Source organism: Streptomyces sp. NPDC001292 (assembly GCF_042896465.1).
In the GTDB taxonomy this organism is placed as follows: domain Bacteria; phylum Actinomycetota; class Actinomycetes; order Streptomycetales; family Streptomycetaceae; genus Streptomyces.
Genome location: NZ_JBIAXG010000043.1, coordinates 15,076 through 41,959, shown reverse-complemented (window position 1 = coordinate 41,959; position 26,884 = coordinate 15,076). Strand labels below are relative to the sequence as shown.

Annotated in this window: 19 protein-coding genes, 1 tRNA gene and 6 pseudogenes; 15 read left to right on the top strand and 11 right to left on the bottom strand. The window is 69.4% G+C overall.

The features are described 5' to 3' along the window. Positions 1-27 precede the first annotated feature (27 nt). A complete protein-coding gene (locus tag ACFY4A_RS33365; protein WP_390833067.1) occupies positions 28-1,275 on the top strand; it encodes an IS110 family transposase in 1,248 nt (415 codons plus the stop codon). 48 nt (positions 1,276-1,323) lie between these two features. Here the strand turns inward: ACFY4A_RS33365 and ACFY4A_RS33360 are convergent. Beyond that, positions 1,324-1,728 (bottom strand): annotated as a pseudogene (locus ACFY4A_RS33360) (transposase); the annotation flags it as partial. Between the two features lie 641 nt (positions 1,729-2,369). Between ACFY4A_RS33360 and ACFY4A_RS33355 the strand changes: the two are divergent. From ACFY4A_RS33355 to ACFY4A_RS33345, 3 genes are all read left to right on the top strand, one after another. Beyond that, entirely contained in the window at positions 2,370-3,593 is a 1,224-nt protein-coding gene (locus tag ACFY4A_RS33355) for a radical SAM protein (protein ID WP_390833066.1), read from the top strand. Positions 3,594-3,742: 149 nt separating this feature from the next. Beyond that, positions 3,743-4,762, top strand: coding sequence for an alpha/beta hydrolase (locus ACFY4A_RS33350; protein ID WP_390833064.1), 1,020 nt, complete (start codon positions 3,743-3,745; stop codon positions 4,760-4,762). 221 nt (positions 4,763-4,983) lie between these two features. Beyond that, on the top strand, positions 4,984-5,151 hold the full coding sequence (locus ACFY4A_RS33345) for a hypothetical protein (protein ID WP_390729428.1): 168 nt from the start codon (positions 4,984-4,986) through the stop codon (positions 5,149-5,151). A gap of 258 nt (positions 5,152-5,409) precedes the next feature. On the opposite strand, the gene ACFY4A_RS33340 is transcribed toward ACFY4A_RS33345, so the two are convergent. Then, the gene (locus ACFY4A_RS33340) at positions 5,410-5,604 is read right to left on the bottom strand and encodes a hypothetical protein (protein ID WP_390833063.1); all 195 of its coding nucleotides are present in this window, start codon (positions 5,602-5,604) and stop codon (positions 5,410-5,412) included. 24 nt (positions 5,605-5,628) lie between these two features. Here ACFY4A_RS33340 and ACFY4A_RS33335 point away from each other — a divergent pair, with 24 nt between their 5' ends. Both ACFY4A_RS33335 and ACFY4A_RS33330 read left to right on the top strand, forming a co-directional pair. Beyond that, entirely contained in the window at positions 5,629-6,363 is a 735-nt protein-coding gene (locus tag ACFY4A_RS33335) for a PP2C family protein-serine/threonine phosphatase (RefSeq protein WP_390833062.1), read from the top strand. Continuing rightward, a complete protein-coding gene (locus ACFY4A_RS33330; protein WP_390833093.1) occupies positions 6,266-6,685 on the top strand; it encodes a PP2C family protein-serine/threonine phosphatase in 420 nt (139 codons plus the stop codon). The genes ACFY4A_RS33335 and ACFY4A_RS33330 overlap by 98 nt, the downstream gene beginning before the upstream one ends. 158 nt (positions 6,686-6,843) lie before the next feature. Here ACFY4A_RS33330 and ACFY4A_RS33325 read toward each other — a convergent pair whose 3' ends face one another. From ACFY4A_RS33325 to ACFY4A_RS33315, 3 genes are all read right to left on the bottom strand, one after another. Beyond that, positions 6,844-7,278, bottom strand: coding sequence for a DUF2267 domain-containing protein (locus tag ACFY4A_RS33325; RefSeq protein ID WP_390833061.1), 435 nt, complete (start codon positions 7,276-7,278; stop codon positions 6,844-6,846). 68 nt (positions 7,279-7,346) lie between these two features. Beyond that, positions 7,347-7,742: a DUF2267 domain-containing protein gene (locus ACFY4A_RS33320; RefSeq protein WP_390833092.1), complete on the bottom strand. Its 396-nt coding sequence runs from the start codon at positions 7,740-7,742 to the stop codon at positions 7,347-7,349. Between the two features lie 106 nt (positions 7,743-7,848). Beyond that, positions 7,849-8,280 carry an Hsp20/alpha crystallin family protein gene (locus ACFY4A_RS33315; protein WP_390833060.1) on the bottom strand — a complete coding sequence of 144 codons (432 nt, stop codon included), beginning with the start codon at positions 8,278-8,280 and terminating at the stop codon, positions 7,849-7,851. 112 nt (positions 8,281-8,392) lie between these two features. Between ACFY4A_RS33315 and ACFY4A_RS33310 the strand changes: the two genes are divergently transcribed. Together ACFY4A_RS33310 and htpG are read left to right on the top strand one after the other, a co-directional pair. Continuing rightward, positions 8,393-9,043: a type III effector protein gene (locus ACFY4A_RS33310; RefSeq protein WP_390833059.1), complete on the top strand. Its 651-nt coding sequence runs from the start codon at positions 8,393-8,395 to the stop codon at positions 9,041-9,043. Between the two features lie 128 nt (positions 9,044-9,171). Further along, a complete protein-coding gene (gene htpG / locus ACFY4A_RS33305; protein WP_390833058.1) occupies positions 9,172-11,091 on the top strand; it encodes a molecular chaperone HtpG in 1,920 nt (639 codons plus the stop codon). A 692-nt stretch (positions 11,092-11,783) separates the two neighbouring features. Here the strand turns inward: htpG and ACFY4A_RS33300 are convergent. The 3 genes and pseudogenes from ACFY4A_RS33300 to ACFY4A_RS33290 all read right to left on the bottom strand — a co-directional run. Further along, entirely contained in the window at positions 11,784-12,668 is an 885-nt protein-coding gene (locus ACFY4A_RS33300) for an endonuclease/exonuclease/phosphatase family protein (protein ID WP_390833057.1), read from the bottom strand. A 12-nt stretch (positions 12,669-12,680) separates the two neighbouring features. Then, positions 12,681-14,498 (bottom strand): glycoside hydrolase family 3 protein, encoded by a 1,818-nt coding sequence (locus tag ACFY4A_RS33295; RefSeq protein ID WP_390833056.1) that lies wholly within the window; start codon positions 14,496-14,498, stop codon positions 12,681-12,683. Positions 14,499-15,023: 525 nt separating this feature from the next. After that, a pseudogene (locus ACFY4A_RS33290) lies at positions 15,024-15,457 on the bottom strand (carbonic anhydrase); the annotation flags it as partial. A 33-nt stretch (positions 15,458-15,490) separates the two neighbouring features. On the opposite strand from ACFY4A_RS33290, the pseudogene ACFY4A_RS33285 reads away from it, so the two are divergent. Both ACFY4A_RS33285 and ACFY4A_RS33280 read left to right on the top strand, forming a co-directional pair. Continuing rightward, positions 15,491-16,295, top strand: a pseudogene (locus tag ACFY4A_RS33285) (transposase); the annotation flags it as partial. 82 nt (positions 16,296-16,377) lie between these two features. Next, positions 16,378-16,629: an integrase core domain-containing protein gene (locus ACFY4A_RS33280; RefSeq protein WP_390833091.1), complete on the top strand. Its 252-nt coding sequence runs from the start codon at positions 16,378-16,380 to the stop codon at positions 16,627-16,629. On the opposite strand, the gene ACFY4A_RS33275 is transcribed toward ACFY4A_RS33280, so the two are convergent. The 3 genes and pseudogenes from ACFY4A_RS33275 to ACFY4A_RS33265 form a co-directional block, all read right to left on the bottom strand. Then, positions 16,565-17,485, bottom strand: a complete 921-nt coding sequence (locus ACFY4A_RS33275) for an IS1634 family transposase (RefSeq protein WP_390833055.1) — start codon at positions 17,483-17,485, stop codon at positions 16,565-16,567. The two genes, ACFY4A_RS33280 and ACFY4A_RS33275, sit on opposite strands and share 65 nt — an antisense overlap. A 325-nt stretch (positions 17,486-17,810) precedes the next feature. Next, positions 17,811-17,948 (bottom strand): annotated as a pseudogene (locus ACFY4A_RS33270) (group II intron maturase-specific domain-containing protein); the annotation flags it as partial. Between the two features lie 27 nt (positions 17,949-17,975). Next, positions 17,976-19,928 (bottom strand): LamG-like jellyroll fold domain-containing protein, encoded by a 1,953-nt coding sequence (locus ACFY4A_RS33265; RefSeq protein ID WP_390833054.1) that lies wholly within the window; start codon positions 19,926-19,928, stop codon positions 17,976-17,978. 545 nt (positions 19,929-20,473) lie between these two features. Here ACFY4A_RS33265 and ACFY4A_RS33260 point away from each other — a divergent pair. The 5 genes and pseudogenes from ACFY4A_RS33260 to ACFY4A_RS33240 all read left to right on the top strand — a co-directional run bounded on the left by ACFY4A_RS33260 (position 20,474) and on the right by ACFY4A_RS33240 (position 26,501). After that, on the top strand, positions 20,474-21,757 hold the full coding sequence (locus ACFY4A_RS33260) for an IS4 family transposase (protein WP_390833053.1): 1,284 nt from the start codon (positions 20,474-20,476) through the stop codon (positions 21,755-21,757). Between the two features lie 393 nt (positions 21,758-22,150). Beyond that, positions 22,151-22,797, top strand: a pseudogene (locus ACFY4A_RS33255) (hypothetical protein); the annotation flags it as partial. 183 nt (positions 22,798-22,980) lie between these two features. Further along, a complete protein-coding gene (locus ACFY4A_RS33250) occupies positions 22,981-24,420 on the top strand; it encodes an alkaline phosphatase PhoX (protein ID WP_390833052.1) in 1,440 nt (479 codons plus the stop codon). Between the two features lie 78 nt (positions 24,421-24,498). Then, positions 24,499-24,568 (top strand) — tRNA-Met (locus tag ACFY4A_RS33245). 343 nt (positions 24,569-24,911) lie between these two features. Continuing rightward, positions 24,912-26,501: pseudogene (locus ACFY4A_RS33240) on the top strand (TROVE domain-containing protein). Positions 26,502-26,884: the final 383 nt, after the last annotated feature.

Genomic DNA, 26,884 nt, shown 5'->3' with positions numbered 1-26,884 from the left:
ACAGGGAAGGCCCGAAAGGAGCGCGCGGTGCACGTGACCTGCGGAATCGACTGGGCTGAGGATCACCACGACGTTGCCGTGGTCGATCAGGACGCCCGACTGCTCGGCAAGCTCAGGATCGGCGACGACGCAGCGGGCCTCCAGGACCTGCTTCGGTTGCTTGCCGAGCACGGTGACAGCCCGGACGATCCGATCCCGGTCGCGATCGCGATTGAGATATCTCACGGACTTCTCGTGGCCTGTCTGCGGGCCTCTGTCCGCCGGGTGTATGCGATCAACCCGATGGCTGTCGCACGCTACCGCGACCGGCACGTCGTCTCCGGCAAGAAGTCCGACCATCAGGACGCCGTTGTCCTGGCGAACATCCTGCGGACCGACGCCGAGCTGCATCGGCCGTTGCCGGACGACTCTGACCTGGCCAGGGCGATTGCCGTCCTCGCCAGGGCCCAGCAGGACGCGGTCTGGGACCGCACCCGGGCCCACAACCGGCTCCGCTCGCACCTGCGTGAGTACTACCCAGCGATCCTTGAGGCGTTCGCCGACAAGCGGGAACGGCTGCTGGCGCGTGAAGCCCGCGCGATCCTGGCGATCGCGCCCACTCCGGCCGAGGCCGCCCGGCTCACCCGAAGCAGGCTCAGAGCCGCTGTCACGCGGGCCGGCCGTCAACGTCGGGTCGAGGCCGAGACAGACCGGCTCCTCGAAGTGCTCCGTCGCCCCCGGCTTCGCCAGCCAGCCTTGATCGAGAAGGCGATGGGGCATCAGACGCGCGCACTGCTGGCCCAGCTCGAGACGGCCTGCCGGGCCTGTGACGAGCTGGCGCACGACACCGAAGAACTCTTTCTGCAGCATCCCGACGCGGAGATCATCACGAGCTTCCCCGGACTTGCCGTGCTCACCGGTGCTCGGATACTCGCGAAGATCGGTGACGACCGCTCTCGGTTCGCCACGGCCCGAGACCTGAAGGCCTACGCCGGAAGCGCTCCCGTGACGAGGGAATCGGGCAAGAGCCGTCGCGTCAGCCACCGCCGGATCAAGGACAGCCGCCTGGCCGCGGCCGGCCGGCACTGGGCGTTCGCCGCACTCACCGCTTCACTCGGAGCCCACTCTCACTACAACCGCCGACGGGAAGCCGGCGACCGCTACCACGCGGCCCTCCGCGACCTGTTCAACCGCATGATCGGCCAGCTCCATCACTGCCTGACCACCCGCCAGAAATTCGACGAAGCGGTCGCCTTCGCCCCACCGGCACAGCCATCGCTCGCAACAGTTGCTTGACCCCATAGCTGCATGGGGTGTCTTGTCCGCCCGGACCTTGTCCGCCCGGACCTTGTCCGGCCGGGATCGCAGCCGGCCAGGACCGGTCCGAGGCACCCGGATGGCCTCCAGGACTGGCTGGAACTGCGGGCTGTCGTGCCGGTGCCCGGCGGTGACGACCAGCGACAACGGCCTCTGACCCTGCTCGCAGGCCAGGTGGAGCTTCGTGGTGAACCCACCCCTTGACCGGCCCAGCCCGTGGTCGTCGGGCTCGATGGCGACACCACCAGGCGCCTCCTTCTGCCCCGCGTCGTCCCGGCGAGCACCGGCCGCATGCTGGTGAGCACGACAGATCGTGGAATTGACGTTGACCTCCCACATGATCAGCCCGGCCTCATCGGCCCGCGCCTGTAACAGCGTCAGCAGCCGGGCCCACGCCCCCTGCCGCTGCCATCGCCGGAACAACCCGTACACGGTCTGCCAGGGCCCGTACTCAGGCGGCAGGTCACGCCACGCATCCGTTACGTTGGTGCGCGATGGCTGCGGCGACAACCGCGTTGTCCGCGTGGCGGGTCAGGGGCCGGCCGTGGAGTCCCAGGGTTATTCGCTGGACCTAGATTTCTTTCGTGGTAAAGTACCCGGCATGCTTATCGAGGTTGACAGACTGTAGCCGCCGGGCGTCGACGACGCTATCGGCCTGTGCCACTGACTCCGCTCCGCTATGGCCCGGACGTGTATACGCGCGCGATTACACCTTCCGCGGTTGAATGTGCATATCCTGGCGCACCTTTGGCTCGGTGCGCCTCACATTCCTTTTTGGCCTCCTGCCGGAGTACACCGAATCAACCTCCCCTCGTGGCGCGTTCACAGCATGCACTGACTCCTTTCAACGAGGTAGAAATTTTTTTCAAGCCGTGATTCCTCCGGTCCGGAATCGGACCGGCATGGCTGACGTCGTTCGAGGAATGCAATGTGCAGTCCGTCCTGTGCGATTCCGTCCTGCGTTTCCCGTCGTCATGCGTCTGACAGCGCCCATTCTTTCGAGGACTTCCTCTCGTCAGCACGATGCATGGTCCGCCGGGAGAGATCACGTGGAAGATTGTGAGCATCACTTCATGCCAAAACAGAACCATGCGAACTTGAGTGGCCGGGCTCGACGGTCCCGCGTTGCACTCGCCAACCCTCCCCCCGGTACCCGACTTGCGCGCATCCGGGAGTATCTCGAATCGATGGGCGTGCCCGATTTCCGCTACCGGCAGTTCGTGAGCGCCCTTCGCCGCGCAGAAGCCGAGACCTTCGACACCGTTCGCGAGTTGCCCGCCGAACTCAGGGCGGGACTCACCGAGAATTTCGGGCCGCGCATACTTCCTATCGTGCCGGTCGCCCGCCAAGCAGAGGACCAGGTCGAAAAGGTCGTCTTCGAGTCGGACCCGGGAACCCGTTTCGAGACCGTTCTCTCCCGCTACAGGGCCGGATGGTCCTCGCTCTGTGTGTCGTCCCAGGCCGGATGCGGGCTGGGCTGCACCTTCTGCGCCACGGCCGCCGTCGGCCTCGCCAGGAACCTGACGGCCGACGAGATCTACGCACAGGTCGTACACCCACACTGGCGACTGCACGACAAGGGTCTGCCGGAGAGCGTGGCGTTCATGGGCATGGGCGAGGCGCTGGCCAACCCACATGTGTTCGATGCACTGTACCTGCTTTCGGGAACCGGTTACGGGGGACTATCGCAACGCCGGATCACCGTTTCCACTGTGGGCTTCGCGCCCAATCTGTCCAGGCTCACCAAGGAATACCCACAGGTCACGATCACGCTGTCCGTGCATTCACCGTTCACGGACGAACGTGCGCAACTGATTCCGCTGGAGAAGAGGTTCCCCCTTGCCGAGAACCTGGCGATTCTGGATGAGCACGCGGGCACGGCACACCGCAAGATCTACCTCGCGTATCTGCTGATCGCCGGCGTCAACGACACCGCAGAGCACTTGCATAAGCTTGCCCGACTCGTAGCGTCGCGATCCCGCCCGGAACTTTTCCATGTGAGCGTGATCCGGTACAACCAGGCCCTGGGCGCAGATCCCGCCTACCAGGCACCCTCGAAGGCACATGTCAGTCAGTTCGTCGAAGGCTTGCGCAAACGTGGCATCCACGCCACCAGACGACGCCAACTCGGCTCGTCCATCGATGCCGCCTGCGGCCAACTGCACGCTCGTTACGCCGCCTCCGCCCCTCCTGGCGGCCCCCTCACCGGTCTTCCACCGATGAGTCCCGCCGAGGACCGACTGCTGCAGATCGGGCGGCCGGGCCGGTCAGAGTCTCGTCGGACGGCAATCGGCTGAAGCGCGGAACGAGGCGTCGGTACGACGACCGGAGACGCGCGCTTCCGACCCGGCGTCGGCCGTCCGCATCATGCACAGCACAACGGCCGTCGTTGGTTCATGTCCCACCCCGGCACCCGAGATGATCGCCCCACAGTCCTGGAGGACGTATGAACAACCATCGTGACCGAGGTCAGCGCACGGTCCCGCCCGTGCCCTTCGACCCAGAACTGAACCCCATCCTGGAGAAACTGGGAGCCCCGCACGAGAACGCGCCGGTGACGGCTGACGACATCCCCCGGTGGCGTGCACAACTCGCAACGGCAGACCCTTCACTCGATCAGCTGCGCGACCATGGCAGGTTCGAGATCCAAGAGTTCCTCGCGCCTGGTCCGGACGGAGCGCCAGACGTCTCACTCCTCGTCGCACGCCCCACCGGCCTGCGCCAACAGGCGCCCGTTGTCTACCACATGCACGGCGGAGGCATGATCGGCGGACTCAACCGCACCGGCATGCAGACGATCCTCCAAGAGTGGGCTGAGCCCCTCGAACTGGCCGTTGTGTCTGTCGGCTATCGGCTAGCACCTGAACACCCGTACCCAGCGGCGATCGAGGACTGCTATGCCGGGTTGGTGTGGCTCGCCCGACACGCCGGGACACTCGGCATGGACCCCCAACGCGTCATCACCATCGGCGGCAGCGCCGGCGGGGGCCTCACTGCTGCCTTGGCCCTTATGACCCGCGACCGGAAGGGTCCCGGAATCCTTGGCCAGTTGTTGATGTGTCCCATGCTCGATGACCGCAACGACAGCTTCTCGGCCCACCAGATGACCGGCCTGGGCGTGTGGGACCGCCACGCCAATGACCTGGGCTGGACCGCTCTTCTTGGCAAGGACAGGGGCAGCTCGCAGGTCTCGTGCTACGCCGCGCCCGCCCGCGCAGCGGACCTGTCCCAGTTGCCGCCCGCCTATATCGACGTCGGTGCTGCAGAAACCTTTCGCGACGAATGCATCCAGTACGCGACGCGCATCTGGCAAGCCGGCGGAGATGCTGAACTGCACGTCTGGTCAGGTGGGTTCCACGGCTTCGATCAACTGGCACCACACACCGAAGTTTCCAGAGACGCCCACCGGACCCGCTTCCGTTGGCTCTGCCGTCTGCTGAGCCGCGAGGTCCGCCAGGCGTCTTGACCGGGCCCCTCCGCAGCCGCTGCCTCGCGACCACTTGGCGAACGACGCGGCCGCGGCCAGGTCGTGTCTCGCCGATGTGGTGTAGCAGCGATCACGGCGAAGGTACAGGTCACGTGCCCAATCAGCCTGCACGACGCCCTTGCCGACCTGACGGGCATCAGGTCAGAGAATAGCCTCGGAGAAGGTCGCGTCAAGGTCGACCAGCACCGCGCAATGACCACTTGGCGGGACACCATCCGCGGCAAGGCCGCCCGCTGCTCGTCGAGCACCGCCGGGTCGTCGGCGAAGTCGCGGGCGAGGGCGAGTTCGTGCTCACGGTCGGCGACGGCGAAGTGCAGCTACTCGCGCGCTCGCGGATGCCGCTGAGGTTGCCGGGCAGGCGGCGCTGATCCGCTGCAGGCGGAGGCCGGGAAGCTGGCGGGGTGGGGTGTGCGGGTGGGAGTTAGGGTGTTGGTCGAAGCGGGCTAACGCGCACGGCAACCCCAACGCCATTGTGCTGCAGGTGCCGACGCATGCGGCCATCACCGCACCGAAGCAGAAGGCCGTTTCCGCATGACTGCGGAAACGGCCTTCGAGTGCGCCGGCGTCGGCCGGGATGGTGACATGGCATACCTCGCCCCCTCTTGGATGCGGGTCGCGCAGGCTGCTCAGCTCACGGGCACCAGTCTGGCGACCGCGCGGTCCCATTCGGCGACCAGGTCGACACCGCCAGGCTCGCGAAGCCACTGCTCCTCGAGCCCCCCCATGACGGCCAGTAGCTGGCGCGCGGTGGACCGGGGTTCCTCGACCTGCCCGGTGAAGGCACGAGTGAGGAAGTCGAGGACGCGCTGTCTACCTCTCATCTGGAGGGGCCGCTCCCGCCCATTGTGGAGACGTCGTCCGATCCGCTGGCGCGTGTGTTGCGGGGGGCCGGGCCGCTGGTGGTCGATCCCGGCGTGATGACCTCGGTGGAAGACGGCAGCGCCCTGCATGCGGCGCAGGTCGCGTTGTTCTCTGAGCTGGGTGCCCGTTCGGCGGTGATCGCGCCGCTGCGGGCGCGGCGGCAGATGTTCGGGGCCCTGACCTTGGCCAGGAGCGGGGATGCCTTCGCGCTCACTGAGAATGATCTGGCTCTGGTGGAGGATCTGGCGCACCGCACGGCTCTGGCGATGGACAACAGCCGCCTGTACGCCTCGGTACAGAGCACCGCCGAGCATTTGCAGCGGTCCCTGCTGCCGGCGCTGCCGGATGTAGCCCCGCTGGGTATCGCCGCTCGGTATGTGCCGGCCCGCGCGGCGGTGGAGGTGGGCGGGGACTGGTACGACTGCTTCCCGCTTCCGGACGGCACGACGGCACTGATCATCGGCGATGTCACCGGCCACGATCTGCCCGCGGCGGTCACCATGGGAAAGCTGCGCAACATGTTGCGCGCGCTGGTCTGCGACCGGCTCGAACCGCCGGGCGACATCCTGCGTCGCCTGGACGTGATCAGCCACCCTTTACGGCGGGCACACTGCGACCTGCATCTACGCCCTTCTCGAACCCGGATCGCACCACAGCTGGCAGCTGAAATGCGCCAACGCCGGCCATCCACCGCCACTGCTGGTGTCGCACGACGGTGACACTCGCTACCTGACCACCGGCCACAGCGTCCTGCTCGGCATCGAACCCGACACGCCACGGCCCAGCAGCACCCACACCCTTGCGCCGGATTCCACCTTGCTGCTCTACACCGACGGCCTGATCGAACGCCCCGGCGAAGACCTCGACCGCGGTCTCGCCCGGCTGCGTCAGCACGCCGCAGCCCTGACCCGCGAACCGCTGGCGGTCTTCTGTGACGAGCTCCTCGCCGGCCTGGTCCATGGCGGTAACGACGACATCGCCCTCCTCGCGGTCCGCCTCCCGCCCCACGACCTGAACCCCCCGGCCGAGGAGCGGCCCTGACGCCGGGTTCTTACCGGACCTGATGCGCTCAGCCGGGCGTGCCGACTCGTCGGTGCGCGCTGACGAGCGGGCGACGGCGGTCACCTCGCGGGCCCCGAGGCGCAGGGCGGACAGCGTCGCGGCGGTCGCGAGTCCGCCCTGCGCCTGCACGTCGTCGGCTACGCGGCGGGGGTGAGTTCGGCGCGGCCGAACAGCAGCGCGTAGCCGGAGGGGAGCCGGCGCAGGATGCGGGTGATGAGGTCGGGGCCGGCGTAGGCCGCGACGGCGGAGAAGACGGATCCGGTGTCCCAGCGGGTGGTGGCCTGGGAGGCGCCGGTGCGGGCGGCGAGGTCCTTGACGAAGGCCCAGCCACCCAGCGGCTGGGTGTCAGGGATCTGGGCGGTGAGGATGCGTGCGGCTTCGAGGGGCAGGCGGGCGGCCAGTTCGACGCGTTCGTCGCCGGTCAGCTGGCGTCCCAGGCCCGCGAGGACGAGGCGGACGGCTTCCTCGGCCTTCTCACGGGTGGGGTAGGCGCCTTCGTAGCGGACCTTCTCCAGCAGGTGCTCGTACGCCCTCCCGTAGGGCTGCTGGAGCGGTGCGCTCTGGTCGGACATCACTGCGGTGGTTGCCTTTCTGTCACCAGGGTCGTGGTGGCCGGTGTGCGGTCACCGGGGATGGGTGGTCAGGTGGGCTGGGGACGGCCGAAGAGGAGGTCGTAGCCCGCGGGGAGCTGGAGCAGGATCTCCTTGAGGAGGTCGTCGTCGGCGGCGTCAGCGACCGTGGACAGGACGGCGCTGACGTCCCAGGCCGCGGTCTGGTCGGTGGCCCCTTCGATCCAGGCCGCGGCCGCGCGCACGAACCGCTCCGGGGACAGCGGCTCGGCGCTCTGCAGCGGGTTGAGCAGGATCAGGGCGAAGTCCTCCGGCAGACGCGCCGCGAGCTGGGCGCGTACCTGGCCGACCAGGTGTGCGCCCAGCAGGGCGAGCACCACGCGGGCCGCGCGTTCGGCTTCGTGCAGGGTGTCGTATTCGCCGCGTTCCTTCACATGGTCGAGGAACGCTTCCCGCCGCACCGTCACGTCGGCCGTCACCCCTTCCTCAGGTCCACGGGGCGCGGAGGACGGGCGAGGAGGAGATCAGGTGGATGCCCGTCCTCCGCCGCTGTTCAGCCCTCGTCTGTCCGGCTCAGCCGGAGATCTCCTTGCGGCCGGATCCGACGCCGATGGCGATCTTGCGGGGCTTGGCGCGCTCGGCGATCGGGATGCGCAGGGTGAGCACGCCTGCGTCGTAGTCGGCCTGGATGTGCTCGGTGTCCAGCGTGTCGGCCAGCACGATCTGGCGGGAGAAGACGCCCAGCGACCGTTCCGACAGCTCCATCTGCACGTCGTCGGCCTTCGTCACGGGCCGGCGCTCGGCCTTGACGGTCAGCATGTTGCGTTCGACGTCGATGTCGATCGCGTCCGCGCTGACACCGGGGATGTCGAAGGCCACCACGTACTGGGCGCCCTCGCGGTAGGCGTCCATCGGCATCGGGGACGGCCTCGACCAGGTGCCCGGGCCCATCAGCTGCTGGGCCAGCCGGTCCAGCTCACGGAAGGGCTCGGTGCGCATCAACATCGGAAAACACCTCCAGGAAGTTCGGGCAGTTGCTGCCAATGCCGTTGTAACATGTCATCCAATAGATGACAAACATGGTGTCGTCAAAGTGATGACGACAGGGAGGTGCCCGTTGACCCCGGCCGACCAGCCGACCCCGACCAGCACTGACGCCCACAGTCCGGCGTCCTTTCTCGCCGCCGCTGCGGCCCTTGCCGCCATAGACGACGCCCTGCGCGATGCCCAGCACGAGACCCCCGACGCCGTCGGCCCCGGTCCCGAGCAGGCACTGGCCTCCCTGATGCTGCTGCGGCAGGTGCGCGAGCAACTCGCCGGCTGGGAGACCGGCCTGATCGAAACCGCCCGCGAGGCGGGCGCCAGGTGGGCCGACCTCGCCCGCCCCCTCGGCGTCGCCAGCCGCCAGGCCGCCGAACGCCGCTACCTGCGCGGCCGCCCCGGCGCCGTCGGCACCACCGGCGAGCAGCGCGTGACGGCCACCCGCCAGGCCAGGGCCGCCGAACGCGCCACTGCTACCTGGGCCCGCGCCAACGCCGCCGACCTGCGCCGCCTCGCCGGACAGATCACCGCCCTCGCCCACCTCGCGCCCGAAGCGCGCTCAGCCCAGGCCGCCCTGCATGCCGCCCTCGGCGCCACCGACGCCGCCGAGCTCATTGCCCCCCTGACCGGCATGCGCCCCTACCTCGATGCCCACCACACCGACCTCGTCAAATGCCTGGACGCCCTCGAGGACCAGCTCACGACGACAGCAGCTGACGATGACTGACTCCCATCACAGAGAGTCACAAAATGCGGGTGCAGCCCGGGCCGCCCCGAACCATGCCGACGGCGGGCAACGATCCGTCTCGGCCCGAGTCCAATCCGTTCATGACGTTCCCACAGAAAGAGACCCACATGGGTAGCAGTGTCGAGACGCTGGAATTTCAGGCCGAGACCCGCCAGTTGCTCCGACTGGTGATTCACTCGATCTACTCGAACAAGGACATCTTCTTGCGCGAGCTGATCTCGAACGCCTCCGACGCACTGGACAAGCTGAGGCTGGAATCGCTGACCGACTCCAGCCTCGTCGCGATCGACACCACCGACCTGCACATCTCGTTGGAGGTCGACAAGGACGCCCGCACATTGACCGTCCGTGACAACGGGATCGGCATGACCCGGGATGATCTCGTGGAGCTGATCGGCACGATCGCCAAGTCCGGCACCGCCGGCCTGCTGGAGAAGATCAAGGAGTCCAAGGACGCCGCCACCGCCGAGAGCCTGATCGGGCAGTTCGGCGTCGGCTTCTACTCGGCGTTCATGGTTGCCGACAAGGTCACCCTGCGCACCCGGCGGGCCGGCACCGACTCCGGCACCCAGTGGGAGTCCGACGGCGAGGGCACCTACGACCTCCAGGGCGTCGACGGCCTGCCCGTGGGCACCTCGGTCACCCTGCACCTCAAGCCCGCCGACAGCGAGGACGGCCTCGCCGACTACCTGTCTCAATCGAAGATCCGTCAGATCGTCAAGCAGTACTCGGACTTCATCCGCTGGCCGATCCGGATGGCCACCGAGCGCACCGACACCGAGGGCGAGACCACCCACGACGTCGACACGCTCAACTCGATGAAGGCGCTGTGGGCCCGGCCGCGCAGCGAGGTGACCGAGGACGAGTACAACGAGTTCTACCAGCAGATCAGCCACGACTGGCTGGCCCCGGCCGAGACGATCCATATGCGCGCCGAGGGCACCTTCGAGTACGAGGCGCTGCTGTTCATCCCCTCGCAGGCACCCTTCGACCTGTTCTCCCGCGAGACCAAGCGCGGCGTGCAGCTATACGTCAAGCGGGTGTTCATCATGGACGACTGCGAAGCGCTCATGCCCAACTACCTGCGCTTCGTCAAGGGTGTCGTGGACGCCCACGACCTGTCGTTGAACGTCTCCCGCGAGATCCTCCAGCACGACCGCCAGATCCGCGGCGTGCGTCGGCGCCTGGTCAAGAAGGTCCTCGGCGCCATCAAGGACATGCAGTCCAAGGACGCCGAGCGCTACGCGAAGGTGTGGGCGCAGTTCGGCCGGGCGCTGAAGGAAGGCCTGGTCGAGGACACGGACAACACCGAGGCCCTGCTTGAGCTGGTGTCGGCCGCCTCCACGCACGACCCGGAGAAGACCACCACGCTGCGCGAGTACGTCGAGCGCATGAAGGACGGGCAGGACGCCATCTACTACCTGACGGGCGAGTCCCGCGCGATGGTGGAGAACTCCCCGCACATGGAAGCCTTCGCCGCCAAGGGGTACGAGGTCCTGATCCTCACCGACCCCATCGACGAGGTGTGGGTGGACCGGATCCCGGCCTTCGACGGCCACCGTCTGCAGTCCATCGCCAAGGGCCAGGTCGACCTCGACGAGTCCGCCGACGGCGACCAGGTAACCAACGCCGAGAAGGCCCAGCGCGAGCAGGACTTCGCCGCCCTGCTGCCGTGGTTGACCACCACCCTGTCCGAGCAGGTCAAGCAGGTCCGCCTGTCGTCACGCCTGACGACCTCGGCGGCATGCATCGTCGGCGATGCCCACGACGTGACGCCGACCCTGGAGAAGATGTACCGGGCGATGGGACAGCAACTGCCCACCGTCAAGAGGATCCTGGAACTCAACCCCGCACACCCGCTGATCACCGCCCTGCGCACAGCACACGACGCCAACGCCGACGACCCCGCACTGGCGGAAATCGCCGAGCTGATATACGGCAGCGCGCTGCTCGCCGAAGGGGGCGACCTGCCCGACCCGGCCCGCTTCACCCGGCTGCTCACCGACCGCCTGCCCCGCACTCTGTAACCATGGGTGCGGCCCGGCACGGCCGAAGCGCCCGGTCGCACCCACCTCGACCGCGCCACCTCACACTCCCCATGAACCCGCCCGCCTCGACACCCGTTACGGGGTGTCGGGGCGGGCGGGTGTGTTCGGGAACGCGCCGCCACGGGCGACACGGCGCCGAGAGCGGGCCGTCCGCCGGCCTTCACGGCAGGAAAACTCCCTTCTTGAGAGAACGGAGCGACTCAAGCAACGGCCCGCCGTGTTCTCATCGCCTGAACCGCCACAGCCTGAACCAGCGCCAGCGCGTGGCCGTACGGCCAGGACGCGGGGGGCGTTGGATGCTGTGGCTGTCACCGCGCGGAGGGCGCTGGACGCGCTCGCGGCTCGGCAGGATCCGGCGCCACCAGGGCGGCCGGGGGGCCGGGCCGGGTGGCCGCGCGGGGTCGAGCAGGGTCCCGCAGCGTACGCACAACCGCCGGTCGATCGGATTCCCCGCACGGCAGCTCGGGCAAGGCAGGGCGGCCGGGAGATTGCGGCGGGGCGACCGGCCAGGGCGGTGCCACGGGCGGCTAACCTGGCGCCGGCTCTGTTCTCGTACTCGCGGCGGGCCTTGCGCTGGGCGGGGACCACCGGGGCGCCTTGGCTGCCGTCGAGCGGCTGACAGCGGGCGAGGAGTCCGCGGTGCACCGAGGGGCGGGCGGGCCTAGAGCGGTTCAGCGGCCGCGCTGGTGGAGTTCCAGGTCCGTGACCACGGGGCGGTGGTCCGACGCGTCCGTCGCGACCTCCTGGGCACCGACCACGGTGATGTCGGGGGAGACGGTCACAAAGTCGATGCGATTGACCGGGTTGATCGCAGGGTACGTCGCGCCGCCGTTCGGGTTGGCGTCCCTCAGCTGCTGCCACAGCGGCGCCAGCTCCGGGGCCTTGGCCCCGGCGTTGAAGTCGCCCACCAGGACCTTCGGTCCGGAGTCGGCGGCCATCACATTGAGCATGTCCGCCACCTGGGCCTTGCGGACCGACGGGTTGGCCCGGTAGTCCAGGTGTGTGTCGTAGACGTGCACGTGCGAGCCCTTGACGTTGACCGTCACCTCGGCGAAGCCGGGCGCCGGGGCCGGTACCGGGTTGGGCGTCTGGGTGGAGAGCCGGGTGATCTCGTGGTTCTCGGCCTCGAGCACCGGGTAGCGGCTCAGCACGGCGACGCCGAACTGCCGCCTTTCCCCGCCCTGGGTGGCCGGGTCCATGTCGTAGATCGGAGCGAAGAACACGTTCATGTCGAGCTTCTCGGCCAGCGCGTGGGCCTCGTCGACGAAATTGCTACGGGCGCCCCAGTGCACGTCGACCTCCTGGAGGCCGACCACGTCGGCGTTCAGGCCACGTATCGCCTCCGCGGTGCGGTCGAGGTCGAAGACGTCGTCCTCGCCGGCCCCGGCGTGGATGTTGTAGGTCGCCACCCGCAGCGGCACCGCCGGGGCCTGCGACCCGGGAATGCCGGGGTCCGCGGCCGTCGCCGGCCCCGCAACGGCGAGCACGGCGGTGGCGGCGAGCACGGCAGCGGCGGCACGGCTGTGGCGGACGGGACGTCGGAAATTGGGCTTCATGACTTCTCCAGGTCAGGTGGTGGTGAGGCCGGAACCGAACGGGAACAGGGGCGTTCCCTGGTGAGCGGGATCGGGGATGGTCACGGGCAGGCGTCCGGCGGGCTGGATCGCTCCGGTCAGCACCCCGGCGAGGGAGCGCATCGCCACGTCGTTGAACGCATAGGTGGTGAGGTAGGCGGGCGCCTGGGGGAAACACATCACGTCGTACGGATCGCGTACGGCCACCGCGACGACCCGCGCGCCGGACGCCAGCAGCGCCTCGACCAGCTGCTGCTGCCCGGGATCGCCGGCCGCGCGGTTGGTGAGCACCACTGTGGTGTCGTGGGACCGCGCGGCCGCGACGGCGGCGTCGATGCGCGCCCGGGACGGCTTCGCCCCGGTGCTCAGGACGTCCACCGTCAGGCCCTGGTCGGTGAACGCCCGGCCCAGGGCCGCGGTGGTCGTCGGCGCCGCCGGGTCGTCCCATCCGGTGACCAGCAGCCGGTCCGCCGGTCCAAGCGGGAGCGCGCCCGCCTTGTCGCGCAGCAACGTCGTGGTGCGGTTGGTGATCCGCTGCGCGACGGCGAGGTGGTCCGGCGTGCCGACCGCGCCTGCGACGTCCGCGGTGTCGACGAAGGGCGAGCGGACGATTCCGCGGCGCCACTTCAGCCGCAGCACCCGGGCCACCGACTCCTCGATGCGGCGCTCGCTGAGCTCACCGCTGCGGACCGCAGCCAGGACCGCCTCATAGGCGACCCGCATCACCGGCGGGTTGACCAGCATGTCGGCGCCCGCCTTGAGCGCGAGCACCGGCACCCGCTCGTCGCCGTACTTCTGCCGCACGCCGGCCATACCGAGAGAGTCGGTCACCACGACGCCGTCGAAACCGAGCTCCTCGCGCAGCAGCCCGGTAAGGATCGGGTGGGACAAGGTGGCGGGGTCGCCGGACGGGTCGAGCGCCGGCACGACGATGTGAGCGGTCATCACCACATCGGCGCCCGCGCCGATGGCGGCCCTGAACGGAGGCAGGTCGATCCGGTCCAGTTCCGCACGGGAGTGGCTAATGACTGGCAGTCCGCTATGGCTGTCGACCGCCGTGTCGCCGTGGCCGGGGAAGTGCTTGACGGTCGCGGCCACACCGGCGTCCTGGTAGGCGCGCACCTGCGCGGCCACCATCTCGGCGGCCAGCTCGGGGGATTCGCCGAAGGACCGCACTCCGATCACCGGGTTGGCCGGGTTGACATTGACGTCGGCCACCGGCGCCAGGTCCTGGTTGACACCGACGGACCGCAGCTCCTGCCCGGTGATGCTGGCAGCGGTGCCCGCGTCGGCGACGCTGCGCCCGGCGGCAAGGGCCATGTTGCCGGGGAACTGGGTGGCCGGCGGCCCCAGCCGCACCACCGCACCCTGCTCCTGGTCCGTGCTCAGCAGCAGCGGAACTTGCGACGGCTGCTTGAGGGCCACCCGCTGGATGCCGTTGGACAGCGCGGCGACCTGCTCGGGCGCGCGGGTGTTGCCGGCATAGGCGAAGTACACGAAGCCGCCGAGGTGGTAGCGGGCCACGGCCTGTGCCGCATTGTCCACCCCGAGGAATGACTGGTTGGTGCGGACCGCGTCCGGATCGGTGGTGTCCGCGGTCTCGCCGTACACGCGGGTGGTGAACAGCTGGCCGACCTTCTCCTCCAGCGTCATCCGGTGCAGCGTGGAGTTCACCCAACCGGTCTCGGCGGCAGAGGCGGGCGGCGCGGTGGCGGCCGTGGCCCGGGAGGTGTCCAGCGCGACCGCGGTTGCGGCAGTAACGCCGACCGCGAGGATCGATCGACGGCTGATGGAACGTTCGGGAAATGGCATGCAGCGCTCCCTGGGTAGGGGACGGGACCACCTCACAAGGGCGGACCCGCAACGACCCGAGAGACTATGGATCTTCGGTGAATCGCTGAAAGCCGATCACCGACGCATATTCGACGAACCAATGACACTCGACACCCTGGCCCGGCGCTTTGTCAGAAAACCGGCAGGCCGCGGTGCGTGGCCGCACCAAGCTCGGGGGTACGGGCGGCGTCTGTGCGGGAAAAGAGACGACCGTCATCGGCCCGACGGGGGCCGATTGTGCAACATCCCGCGAGTTCGCCATGCCCCTCGCTTCCTCGGCATGGGGCCTGACCAGGCACCTCGTCGCCCTCGGCCTGTGCGCCCGTGTAGGGGCTATGATGGCTCTTCAGGAATCCCGAAGGTCCATCATGATCTATGCGGATCCATCGCTCCCGCCTGCCGGGCTGACCTGCGGCAACGGGAGATAAAAGCCAGGGCGAACCTGCGGGATGTCGCATAATCCGACCGGGGCAAATCATGTAGGGGCAGCCACGGCCGGGATGGTCAGGACGCGGCAGGGACCGCCGCATCAAGGCCGCGCGAGGCGACGAGCTGTGCACTGCCGTCGGCCAGCCGGTAGGACAGCCCCACCACACCGAGGCGGCCGGCGGCCACCCGCTCAGCCAGGACGCGGGAGCGTTCGAGCAGCAGGTCCACGGTGTGCTCGATGTGCTCGGCCAGGATCTCTTCGGCTGTCTCGCGTCCGGCGGCGCGGGCTGCCAGCACGCTCGGCGTCACCCGTTCGACAACATCACGGACGAAGCCGCCGGGCACCCTGCCACCGTCGGCTGCGGCACGGGCGGCTGCGATGGCCCCGACGAGTCGTGGCCGAGCACGACGACGAGCGGGGCGTCGAGCACGCTCACGCCGTACTCGACGGAACCAAGGACTTCTGCACCGGCGACATGCATCGCTGACCTGCTGGGAGTCAGCCCCCCCGCCCTTGTCCGCATGGGTGGAGGTATCCGACGCCCGACCGCTCCGACCGGCGCCGACGGGGCAAGGACGACACCCTCGACGCCGAGAACGCCGCCCACGCTGCCCTGGCCGGCAACCGCGTGATCACTCCCAAGACCCGCACCGGCATGGTCGAGTCCTTACGCGTCCTGCGGATCGCCCGCTCCACCGCCGTCAAGGCCCGCCGCGTCGCCCTGCAGATGCTCCGCTGCCAGATCATCTCCGCGCCCGAGGAACTCCGCGACCAGGTCCGGAACCTGACGCGCATGCAGCTCATCCGCACCTGCGCCGCCTGGCGACCGGACGAGACCGCCTTCCGCGACCCCGTCTCAGCCACCCGCATCGCGATCAAGACCCTGGCCCGCCGCTACGTGGAGCTCAACGACGAGGTCGCTGATCTCGATGCGATGATCGAGCCCCTGGTCCGTGATGGCCCCCTCGCTGCTGGAGCGGACCGGCTTCGGGATCGAGAACACCGCCCAGCTCCTGGTCACCTGCGGCGACAACCCTCAGCGGGTCACCGACGAGGCCCGCTTCGCCAAACTCTGCGGTGTCGCCCCGCTGCCGGCCTCCTCCGGGAAGATCCAGCGTCACCGGCTCAACCGCGGTGGCGACCGCCAGGCCAACTCCGCTCTCCACATGGCCGTGGTCTGCCGCCTGCACTACGACAAAGCCACCCAGAAATACGTCGAACGCCGCACCAGCGAAGGCAAGTCAAAGATGGAGATCATCCGCTGCCTCAAACGGTACGCCGCCCGCGAGGCCTACTACCTGATCAAGCAGGACAGCACCCCGAACAGGTCAGTCCAGAGGGGTTGACGTACAGGAGAGCGTCCGCGGGTCGGAGTACACCAGTGAGGCGTTTCAGGACCTCTGCACCCGTTGGGGCGTGGCCCAGTCCATGGGACCGGTCGGGTCCGCGCTGGACAACGCCGCCGCGGAGTCGTTCCACTCGGTGCTCAAGGTCGAGTACGTCCACAGGCATCGCTTCGCCATCCGGGCCGAGGCCAGGCTGAAGACCGCCACGTGGATCACAGACTTCCACAACACCAGACGTCGCCACAGCGCAGCCGGCGGGCAACCACCCGTCACGTTCGAGAATGCCATCCGAGAAGCACGCGACCACACCCGTCACCAAGGCCAGGTTGCGTAACCAAGGTCTCTACGAAATCAAGGGATTGACAGTCTTCCAGCACACGGTAGGTCTCGCGCCGCTCGGCGGGCTTGCCGGCCTCCCGGTCAGGCGTCCAGTCCACGACGGTGGCCCGCGCCAGATCGAGAGCGGCATAGACCTCGTCCTTGACCTGCACGGCCGGGGCCGGGGCGATGAACTGCACCCCGGCCGCCAGCAGCGCGGAGACGTTGGAGTAGGACACCAGCTTGGAGTCGGCGACCATCAGGAAGTCGCGTGTCCCGGCCATGGCCCGCAGGTCCTTCATCGCGCCGACGACCTGACTGACCTCGGCCGCACCACCGCCGAAGACCCGGGCATGGAGCGGGATCCCGCCGTCGGCCGACACCGCGGGCCCGGCCTGGACCTGCTTCAGATTGAAGCGCCGGTCCTTGGGATGCCCGTAGCTGATGACAGGGAAGTCCTCGTCCTGACCCTCAACCGGGAAGGCCCCGTGCACGGACATGCTGGTCATGTCCCAGTGCATCCGGGCCACATCGATCCCGAACTCACCGATCGCCCGCGCCCCGACCGTGCCCGCGATGTGCTCCAGGTACGGAGCGATCGCATCCAGCGCCCGGGCCAGACGATCATCGTTGAGCAGACCGGACTCGATCCCAAAGACCTCCTCCACCGCCCAGCACCTGGCCCAGTCCTCCACCCGCACCAGCGGCGCGGGCGACGTCAGCCGGTTGGCCACCAACGCCTCGATCACCTGCCCGTGCGTCACCAGCGCACTCGCGCCACCAGGACACACCGCGTCGACGATCCCAGCGACATCCAGCCGGCGCAGAAACTCGGCAGCGACAGGCAGAGCGCCCAGACGCTTCTCCACCACGGACGTCACGGCCACCTCAAGGCGTTGACGCTGAGACCGTGGCCGCGGGGACCGGGAAGTCATCGACACACCCCACCCAACGCCACACCCCCGGTCCAGGACACCCCCGGACCGGTCACACCATACGAATCAACGACCCGCGAAGTACGGGTCTAGCCGGCGGCGCCGGGGACCGGCCGAAGACCCCGCGGCTCGCGGAGCCGTAGGGTCCCGGGCCGCCTGCGCACCGCGGAACTGACGGTCTGTGGGGCGTTTGCGGGGCGTCGCCGCCCACCCTCACACGACCAGTCCACGACACCGGGCAGAATGGGGTGATCACCAACCCTCAGGAGACGAACGGCCCATGGAATTCCGCGATGACGCGGATCAAGAGGGGATTCAGTGCGGACCGGTGGAACCGGCCGAAATACTGCATCCAGCCCCGCACGGTCGGATTGATCTGTCGCGCGAGCTCGACGAAGGAGAGATCGGACCGAGTATAGGGTGACGACTAATCCAACGCCGCGACCTGATCCGCTGACAAGGCCTGGTCGAAGACCTGGACGTTCTTGATGCCGCCGGGGAAGAAGTCGGCGGGTCGGCCGTTGAAGGTGGCGCGGCCGATCATGAGGGAGCCGGGGGTGGTGACGGGTCCGTTGTCGTTGGCGGTGCCCCGCTGCGTGCCGTTGACATAGAGGCGAAGCCGGTGGGCGTCGCCGTCACAGACCCCGACCAGGTGTGTCCAGGTGTTCATGACGGGCGGCTTGGCCGCGAGCGCGCGGACACCCGGCCGGGAGAACGCCCACCGGTGGTCGGAGCCCGAGTACTGGAGGAAGAAGGCGCTGCTGCCGGAGGCACCTTGGCTGACGGCCGTGGCGAAGCCACTCGCGCTGGTGAGGTAGACCCAGGCGGAAACCGTGAAGCTGTGCCCTGGGGCGGTGCCGAGCACCGGACCGCGCGTGGTGATCTGGCTGCTGACGCCGTTGAAGAGAGCGGCACCACTGTCGCCCGCGCCCCAGCGGACATCGGACGCGGTGCCGTCGTGGAAGCCGGCCGTGTCCGCCGCGTAGGTGCCGGAGCGCTCGTCAAGTCGCCATGCTCCCACCGGCTTCGGACCGCTGGGCCGGACTGGTGCGGAGCCCCGCACGGTGTCGGTCTCAGCGTCGGGGCCGAACGTGCGGGCCATGGGGACGCCCACCGCGGCTGCGGCCGCCGCGGCGGCCACCGAGATCAGGAGCTTACGGCGGACGGCGCCGCGCCGACCCGATGTACCAACCCGACGCGGGTGCGTTATTGCCGTCTCCCGGATGGGAGTGGCGGACACGTCGTGGCGGGGGGCGGTCGTCGGCCCCGCCTCGGGGGCGCTCGGCATCGGAATCCGGGGGTCGGTCGGCGCCGCCACTGCCCCGTTGGCCGACGGGTAACCGCGGTAGGCCGTTTCGCTCCGCACACCGCTTTCCACGGCGCCGCCGGGGACGCCACCGGCGTCCCGGCCGCCACCCCCACCCGGGGACATCGCAGAGCCGGCGGAACACTCGCCGCCGATACCAACGGCGGCTTCCGGGCCGGGGCTGCGGCCGGATGGCGCCGTGTCGTGCAGCGTCGCTTCGCTGCGGCCGGCTGCGGTGGGCAAGTGGTCACTCTCGACCGGCGCTGGTGCCCCGGCCACGCCGCACCGGGCCAGGATCTGGCGCGGGGTGGGGCGCCGGGTGGGGTCCTTGGCCAGGCAGTCGGTGATCAGGGCGCGCAGCGCGGGGTCGGTGACGCTGCTGAGATCGGGGGTGTCGTGGACGACCCGGTAGAAGACTGAGGCCGGGTGGCCGTTGCCGAACGGGTTGTCGCCGGCGGCCGCGTACGCCAGTACCGTCCCGAGGGAGAAGACGTCGCTGGCCGGACCGATCTTCTCGCCGCTCGCCTGCTCCGGCGACATGAATCCCGGGGAGCCGAGCACATGCCCGGTCGCGGTGGGGGAACTGCCCTCGACGACCCGGGCGATTCCGAAGTCGATGACCCGTGGGCCGTCCGCGGCGAGCAGCACATTGGAGGGCTTCAGGTCGCGGTGGACGAGGTGCGCGCTATGGATCGACACCAGCGCCTCGGCGAGCCCGGCGGCCAGGGCGAACACGCGCGGAGCGGTCATGGGCCCCTGGTCGGTGACCGCCTGCTCCAGCGACGGACCGGCGATATAACTGGTGACCAGCCAGGGCTCGGCCGCGTCCGGATCGGCGTCGATCAGCGGCGCGGTGAACGCCCCGCTGACCGCGCGAGCGGCCTCCACTTCCCTGCGGAACCGGGAGCGGAAGTCCGGCCGGTCGACCAGCGCGGCATGCACCACCTTGACCGCGACCTGCCGGCCGCCCGGCGAGCGCCCGAGGAAGACCCGGCCCATGCCGCCAGCGCCCAACCGCCCCAGCAATTGGTATCCGCCGATGAAGCGCGGGTCCTCCGGAGACAGCGCTGCCACAGATTTCCCCCTTATCGTCGCGCCGATCAAGTCGGCCGGGCGGCCCTCAGCATAGGGGGCCCGCGCGTCGGCCATGACACCCCCCACCGGCCCTGGCAACGACCCTGACCTGCGACAGATTCCCTCCATGCCATCCACCCACGGCCACCGCACATCGTGCATCCTTCACACACGCTCACGTGACAACGTGGGGAGAAGCAGACTCGGGAAAGTCCATGGCACAGGGTGATGACGGGGACGAACTGCGCGCGTGTGGGGGCCCGAACGGCTCGCTGACGTGCCGCTCACGCAGCCGACGAAAGCGTTCCTGACGAGGACGGGCCTGCTGTTCGAGGCGCCGCTGCTCGTCACCTTCTACCACGACGACCGGCTGCTGACACCGGTTCAGTTCCTCGGCGTGCGCTACCGGGTCTATTCGCAGTGCACCGGGCTTCAGCCCGGTGCAACACCGTTGCTTTTGGACTGCGCGCACCCTGTCAAGGGGGCAGGACCCCTGGTAGTCCCTTTGGTGTCGAAGCCTGGGGACGAGCGATCCGGGGGTCCCGTTGTCACAGAAGTCTGTCAGTGTCCGGTCCGGGGCGCCATCGTCGGACGTATACGCGCCCGGCCAGCTGGGCGAGTTGACGCAAATCATCGACCCCGACCTGGTTGATGCGGTGCTCGATGACACCGATGCCCGCAAGCATAGGGTTCGGTTGCTGCCCTCCCGAGTGGTGTTGTACTTCGTGCTGGCCTTCGCGTTCTTCGAGAACGCGTCCTACCAGGCGGTGTGGGGCAAGCTCACGACGGGGATCGGGGCCCGGATGGCGGCCCGGCCGTGTGCTTCCTCGCTGTCGCGGGCCCGGCGTCGGTTAGGCAGTGCCCCGCTGCGCCGTCTGTTCGAGGTGCTGGCCGGCCCGGTGGCCGGCCGCGGCCAGGCCTGCGCCTTCTACCGGGGGCTGCGCGTGGTCGCGGTGGACGGCACCACGCTGACCGCGCCTGACGAGGAGGCCGTGACCTGGTACTACCCCAAGCACGTCGGGGAGGTCCGCACCTTCGGTTACCCGCTGGTGCGGCTGGTGGCCCTGGTGGAGTGCGGGACCCGCGCGCTGCTGGGCGCCTGCTTCGGCCCCGACGGCACCGGTGAACTCGCCTACGCCCACCGCTTGCTGAACCACCTGGACGCCTCGATGGTGCTGCTGGCGGACGCCTACTACGACGCCTTCGGCTTCCTGCGCGCCGTCGCAGACACCAGGGCCCACTTCGTGCTGCGCTCGACCCGCAAACGGCGGCCGTCCCTGCGCCGGCCGCTTCCCGACGGCTCCTACCTGACCGTCATCCAGCGGCGCGAGTACCGCGCGGGGCACGGGTACGAACGGCTTGAGGTACGGGTGATCGAGGCGTGGATCACCGTCACACTCGCCGACGGCACCCGGCGTCGTGAGTTGTGGCGGCTGCTGACCGACTTGCTTGACGCCGAGCGTTACCCCGCACGGGAGCTGCTGGAGCTATATCACCGCAGGTGGCAGGCGGAGACGTGCTATTTCTCGCTGAAGTCCACAATCTTGGACGGGCGAGTGCTGCGTTCGCGCACCGTCCCCGGCCTCGAGCAGGAGATCTACGCGCTACTGGTCTCCTACCAGGCACTGATCAGGGTGGCCGATGACATCACGACGGCCTGCCCGGGCCTGTCAGCACAGAGGATCAGCTTCACCGTCCTGCTCCAGGCCGCCGCCGACCAGATCGTTGCCGCCCGGGGTGCTGCCCCGGACGCCCCGTCGCCTTGGTCGGGGCCATCGGCCGCGCTGTGCTGGGCGCCCTTCTCCCGTCCCATCCCCGTCAGCGCCTGAAAGCCCGCTACCGCAAGACCGCGAGCAAGTACAGCTTCAAGCGAGGCGATCACCCCCGCACCATCCAGGCGTACACGCTGGAGGTGCAGATCATCCAGGACGGCGTCCTTGACACCGCCCCCCAAACCTAAAAGCAACGGTGTTGCACACGAGGGGACATGACCGGCGCGGACGATGGTGGAGTCGATCTGGACCAGCCAGTCGATGTCTCCGGCCGCATCCGCCCGGGCCTGCATCTGCTGCAGGGCCCGGGTGAAGATGCCGTCGAGAGCGTAGCGGTGGAAGCGGGTGTAGACCGTCTTCCCGGCCCGTAGCGTTCGGGAGCGCCGCTACGCAGGAAGGCTGTCCCGGCGTGCTGCTGTCCCGGCGTGGTGATGGCCGGTGGTCGGAGGAGGTTTGGTCAGGCTCACCCCCCTCGGGTTGTACGGAGTGCGCGCCCGCCTCCTGGAGGCCGGCTTCGGCGCCCCCGCGGTCGGCGACCTCGCCGGCAAGGGCGCCGACGCGCTGCTCGACGGCATCGCCCGTCTTACCCCGACCACGCCGCGCGCGCCGAGACCGCACAATGGCGCGCCGGCCGTGAACCGGGTGAGGCCGCCGGTGAGCTGCTGGCTGCCGCACGCGGTGCCGACCCCCTCGCACCGCTGCGCAGGCTCCACTGCCACCAGACCCTCACCGTCGTCGGCACGGCCGCCGAACCCGCGGTGCGCGCGGTGCTCGACGACCCGGAACTCGGCGGCCTGGCCCGGGTCTGGCTCGTCGAGCGGGGCGCGACGGACGTACCCACGCCGTCCGAGCCGATGGTGTTCTGGCTGGCCATCGACACCATCGCGGCCCAGCTCGCCGCCCAGGGAGACCTGGCCGAGCTGCAGGGCCTGGTGGAAGGCCTCACCGGCCGACACAGCGGCTTCCTCGACACCGCGTGGCGTGTCGACCACCCCGCCACAGCGGACGTTCTGGAGGCGATGGGCCGGATCCATCCGCACCCGGAGACGGCCAAGGACGCCCGCAGAGCCGCCTTCAAGGCCCGCTCCCGCGTCTGACCGGGGCGTGAGTGCCAGGGGCCCGGTGGCCCCGAGGGCCACCGGGCCACGGAGAATTCCCGCCCGGCGGCACAGGTTCATGCGAGCAGGCCCCGCGTAATCCCGCGATGTTCAGACTCCGTTCACACCCGCGCGGCAGTGTGGCGGCGCAAGCTCACTCCGCATGCACCACCAGGAGAAACGATGCCGCTCACTCGCAGGGACTTCACCAGGCAGGCCGCGCTCACCGGCGCGGGCATCGCCCTCACCGGGGCCGTCGGCGCGCTCGCCACCGCGCCCGGTGCCCTCGCCGCCGACGAGCCCGCCGAGCCCGCCGAGGCCGCGTCTGGCAAGGGCCGTGAGCTGGGCTACGGGCCGCTCATCCCGGACCCGGCCGGCATCCTCGCCCTGCCCGAGGGCTTCTCGTACCGCGTCATCACGCACAGCGGTGTCACCAAGCTGGAGTCCGGCGAGACCACCCCCTCCAACCACGACGGCACCGCCGCCTTCGAAGGCCGCCGCGGGGCGGTCCTGCTCGTCAACAACCACGAGCTGGGGGGCCCGCGGTCGAAGGTGAAGTACCCCGTGCCGCTCGCCGAGGGCCTGGTCTACGACCCGGCCGCGCCCGGCGGCTGCACGGTCGTCGAGGTCCACAAGCACGGCGAGGTCGCCGAGTGGGTCGGCATCACCGGCACCTCGACCAACTGCGCGGGCGGCAGCACCCCCTGGGGCACCTGGCTGACCGGCGAGGAGACCGAGAACCGGGCCGGCCAGAACGGCATGACCAAGGACCACGGCTACATCTTCGAGGTCGACCCCTACGACGTACGCGCCAACCAGGACCCCCAGCCCATCAAGGCCTTCGGCCGCTACGCCCACGAGGCCGTCGTCGTCGACCCCAAGCGCGGCGATGTGTACCTGACCGAGGACGCCGGCTCCCCGAACGGCCTGCTCTACCGCTGGGTTCCGCCGCAGGGCTTCGAGCACGGACGCGGAAAGCTGCGTACCCTCGCCGCCGAGGCGGGCGTTCTTCAGGCGTTCAAGTGCTTCGACTCGGCCGGCCTCTTCGTCGACGACCTCTCGCGCGCCACGAAGATCGGCACCGTCTACGGCGTCGACTGGGTCGACGTACCGGACCGCGACGCGCAGACCGTGTCGGTGCGCAAGCAGTTCGCGGCCGGCGAGATCACCCGCGCCCGCAAGCTCGAAGGCATGTGGTGGGGCGACGGCGGCTTCTACTTCGTGTCGTCGTTCGCCCGCGCGGAGAGCCCCGGCACGCCGCACGACGGCCAGGTCTGGTTCTACGACCCCAAGCGCCGCACCATCACCCTGAAGGTGCTGCTGGGCGTGAACACCGACGACACCGGCTTCGACGGCCCCGACAACATCACCGTCTCGCCCTACGGCGGCCTGATCATCGCGGAGGACGGCAACGGAGCCCAGCACCTCTTCGGCGCCACGGAGAGCGGCCGCACGTACCCGATCGCGCGCAACGAGCTGAACCTCGGCACCGCGGACGCTCCGAACTACAGCGAGTTCACCGGCGTCACCTTCTCCCCGGACGGGGACACGCTGTTCGCCAACATCCAGACCCCGGGCATCATGCTCGCGATCACGGGACCGTGGCGACGCCAGCCGCGCTGACCGGGGCCGCGCTGCCCACAGCAGCGCTGCCCGAATAAATGTGCGGAGCCAGAACGGCCGCCCGCCTAGAGTGATCGATGTCCAGGTGCGAAGGCAGGACCTACTTCGACTCATAATCGGGCGGTCGCGGGTTCGAGTCCCGTCACCGGCTTCGGGCCGGTGTAGCTCAGATGGTCAGAGCACCATGTGGTTCAGCCGACTTCGATCTCTGGACACCTTGCTTCACGCACCTCCCGGTGCGACGGCCGCGGCTACTTCTCTGTCAAAGATCACGCCGCTGCCGGACTTGATCTCGGGAGGCGCGGCATCGGGGGCGCCCGGTGTGCAGGCAACGGTTACTTCTTGAACAGCGGGTTGCGGGTTCGAGTCCCGCCCAGCTCCGGCCGGTAGCTCAAGTGCGCAGAGCAGCTGTCCCTGTACCGTCGCCGACTTCCGATCTCGGGCGCTCTCCTCTGCCGTGCTTCCCCCTGGAATTCGGGGGGATTTCACACATGGCACGCTTCAACACCAAGGCGGCCAAGGGCCGGCCCGTCTCGCCCGTGGCGACGACCGGGCGCACGACCCGTACGCACCAGGGCGGACAGGGGCACGTCCGGGACGCCCGCTCCGAACTCTTCCTGCTCGCCGTCGCCAACTTCGTGACCCAGCAGACCTATTACGAGTCCGGCTCCGACCGCGACGACCGCTTCGCCGCGCTCGTGCGCAAGCTCGCCGTCGAGGACCCCGAGTGGACCGCCGGCCTCCTCGGCTGGCTGCGCGGCGACGCCAACATGCGCACCGCCTCGCTCACCGGCGCCGCCGAGTACGTCAAGGCCCGCCTCGACGCCTCCGCGACCGACGGCCCGTCGAACCGGGCGGTCATCGCGCCCGTGCTGCGCCGCCCCGACGGGCCCGGCGAACTGCTCGCGTACTGGACCTCGACGTACGGGCGCAACGTGCCCAAGCCGGTCAAGCGCGGCATCGCCGACGCCGTACGCCGCTTCTACAACGGCAAGTCGCTGCTGAAGTACGACACCGCGTCCAAGGGCTACCGCTTCGGCGACGTCCTCAACCTCGTGCACCCCACGCCCGACCCGGACAAGCCGTGGCAGGGCGAGCTGTTCCGCTATGCGCTCGACCGCCGGCACAACCCGGACACGGCCGTGCCGCCCGCCTCGAACCGCACCCTCACCGCACATCGCGTGCTGATGGCACTGCCGGTCGAGGAGCGCAGGGCCTTCGTCACCGGACCGGGCGGCGCGGAACGCCTGGCCGAGGCCGGTATGACGTGGGAGGCGCTGGCGGGCTGGCTGCAGGGCCCGATGGACGCGGCGGCGGTGGGAGGCGGTGATCCCTTCCATGGGCGCGATGGCACTGACCCGTAACCTCCGGAACTTCGACCAGACCGGCGTCTCGGACGAGGTCGCGCCCAGGTGGCGGCCAGGATCTCCGCCCCCGAAGCGGTTGCGAGGTCCCGCCAGTTCCCCTTCCGCTACCTTGCCGCGTACCAGCACGCCCCGTCGCTGCGCTGGGCGTACCCGCTGGAGAAGGCGCTCGGACACTCGCTGGCCAACGTCCCCGCATTCCCCGGCCGGACGCTGATCCTGGTCGACCGCTCGGGCTCCATGTGGGCGCCGCTGTCCGACCGCTCGGAGCTCAACCGCGCCGACGCGGCGGCCGTCTTCGGCGCGGCGCTCGCGCTGCGCGCGGCCGACGCGGACCTGGTGCAGTTCGGCACCAGCAGCGCGGAAGTGAAGTACGGCAAGGGCGAGTCGGTGCTGAAGGTCCTGGAGCGCTTCGGCAACCTGGGCGGCACCAACACCACGGAGGCGGTACGCCGTCACTACCGGAAGCACGACCGGGTGCTGATCGTCACCGACGAGCAGGCGTCGTACCACTACGCGGGCAACTCCATCCAGCAGATCCCGGCGGACGTCCCGGTCTACACCTGGAACCTCGCGGGCTACCGCCCCGGCCACGCCCCGTCGGGCTTCGGCAACCGCCACACGTTCGGGGGCCTTACGGATGCGGCTTTCCGCATGGTCACCTTGCTGGAGAGCGGGCGCAACGCGGACTGGCCCTGGCTGCAGGCAGACGTCTGACGATGGCGGGACCGGGGATGCCACTGTGCACCCCGGTCCGGCTGCAGCCGTGCCATGGTCCAGGTATCGCGCCAGGGCGTCCCTGCCATCGGGCACTGACGTTTCGCGCTGCAGAGCAGTCGGTGCAGCTGGACGGCCGTCCGGTCGTCGTCACGTCCGGTGACCGGACCGTACCGGTACGGGGCCTCGCCATCGACTGACGGACCGGCCAACCGAGGGGAGCAGTGTGTCTGGTGTGGCCCTGAGCCGGGGTACTTGCGGGTTGGGCGGGGCTTTCGGGTCCCGCCCTCGCCGTGTGCCATGAGGCGCCGCCAGGCTGCCGCGGCCCTACGGGTCGTGGGGGTACGCCGAAGCCGGTGAGCAGCAGCCGTTCGCAAGCGCAC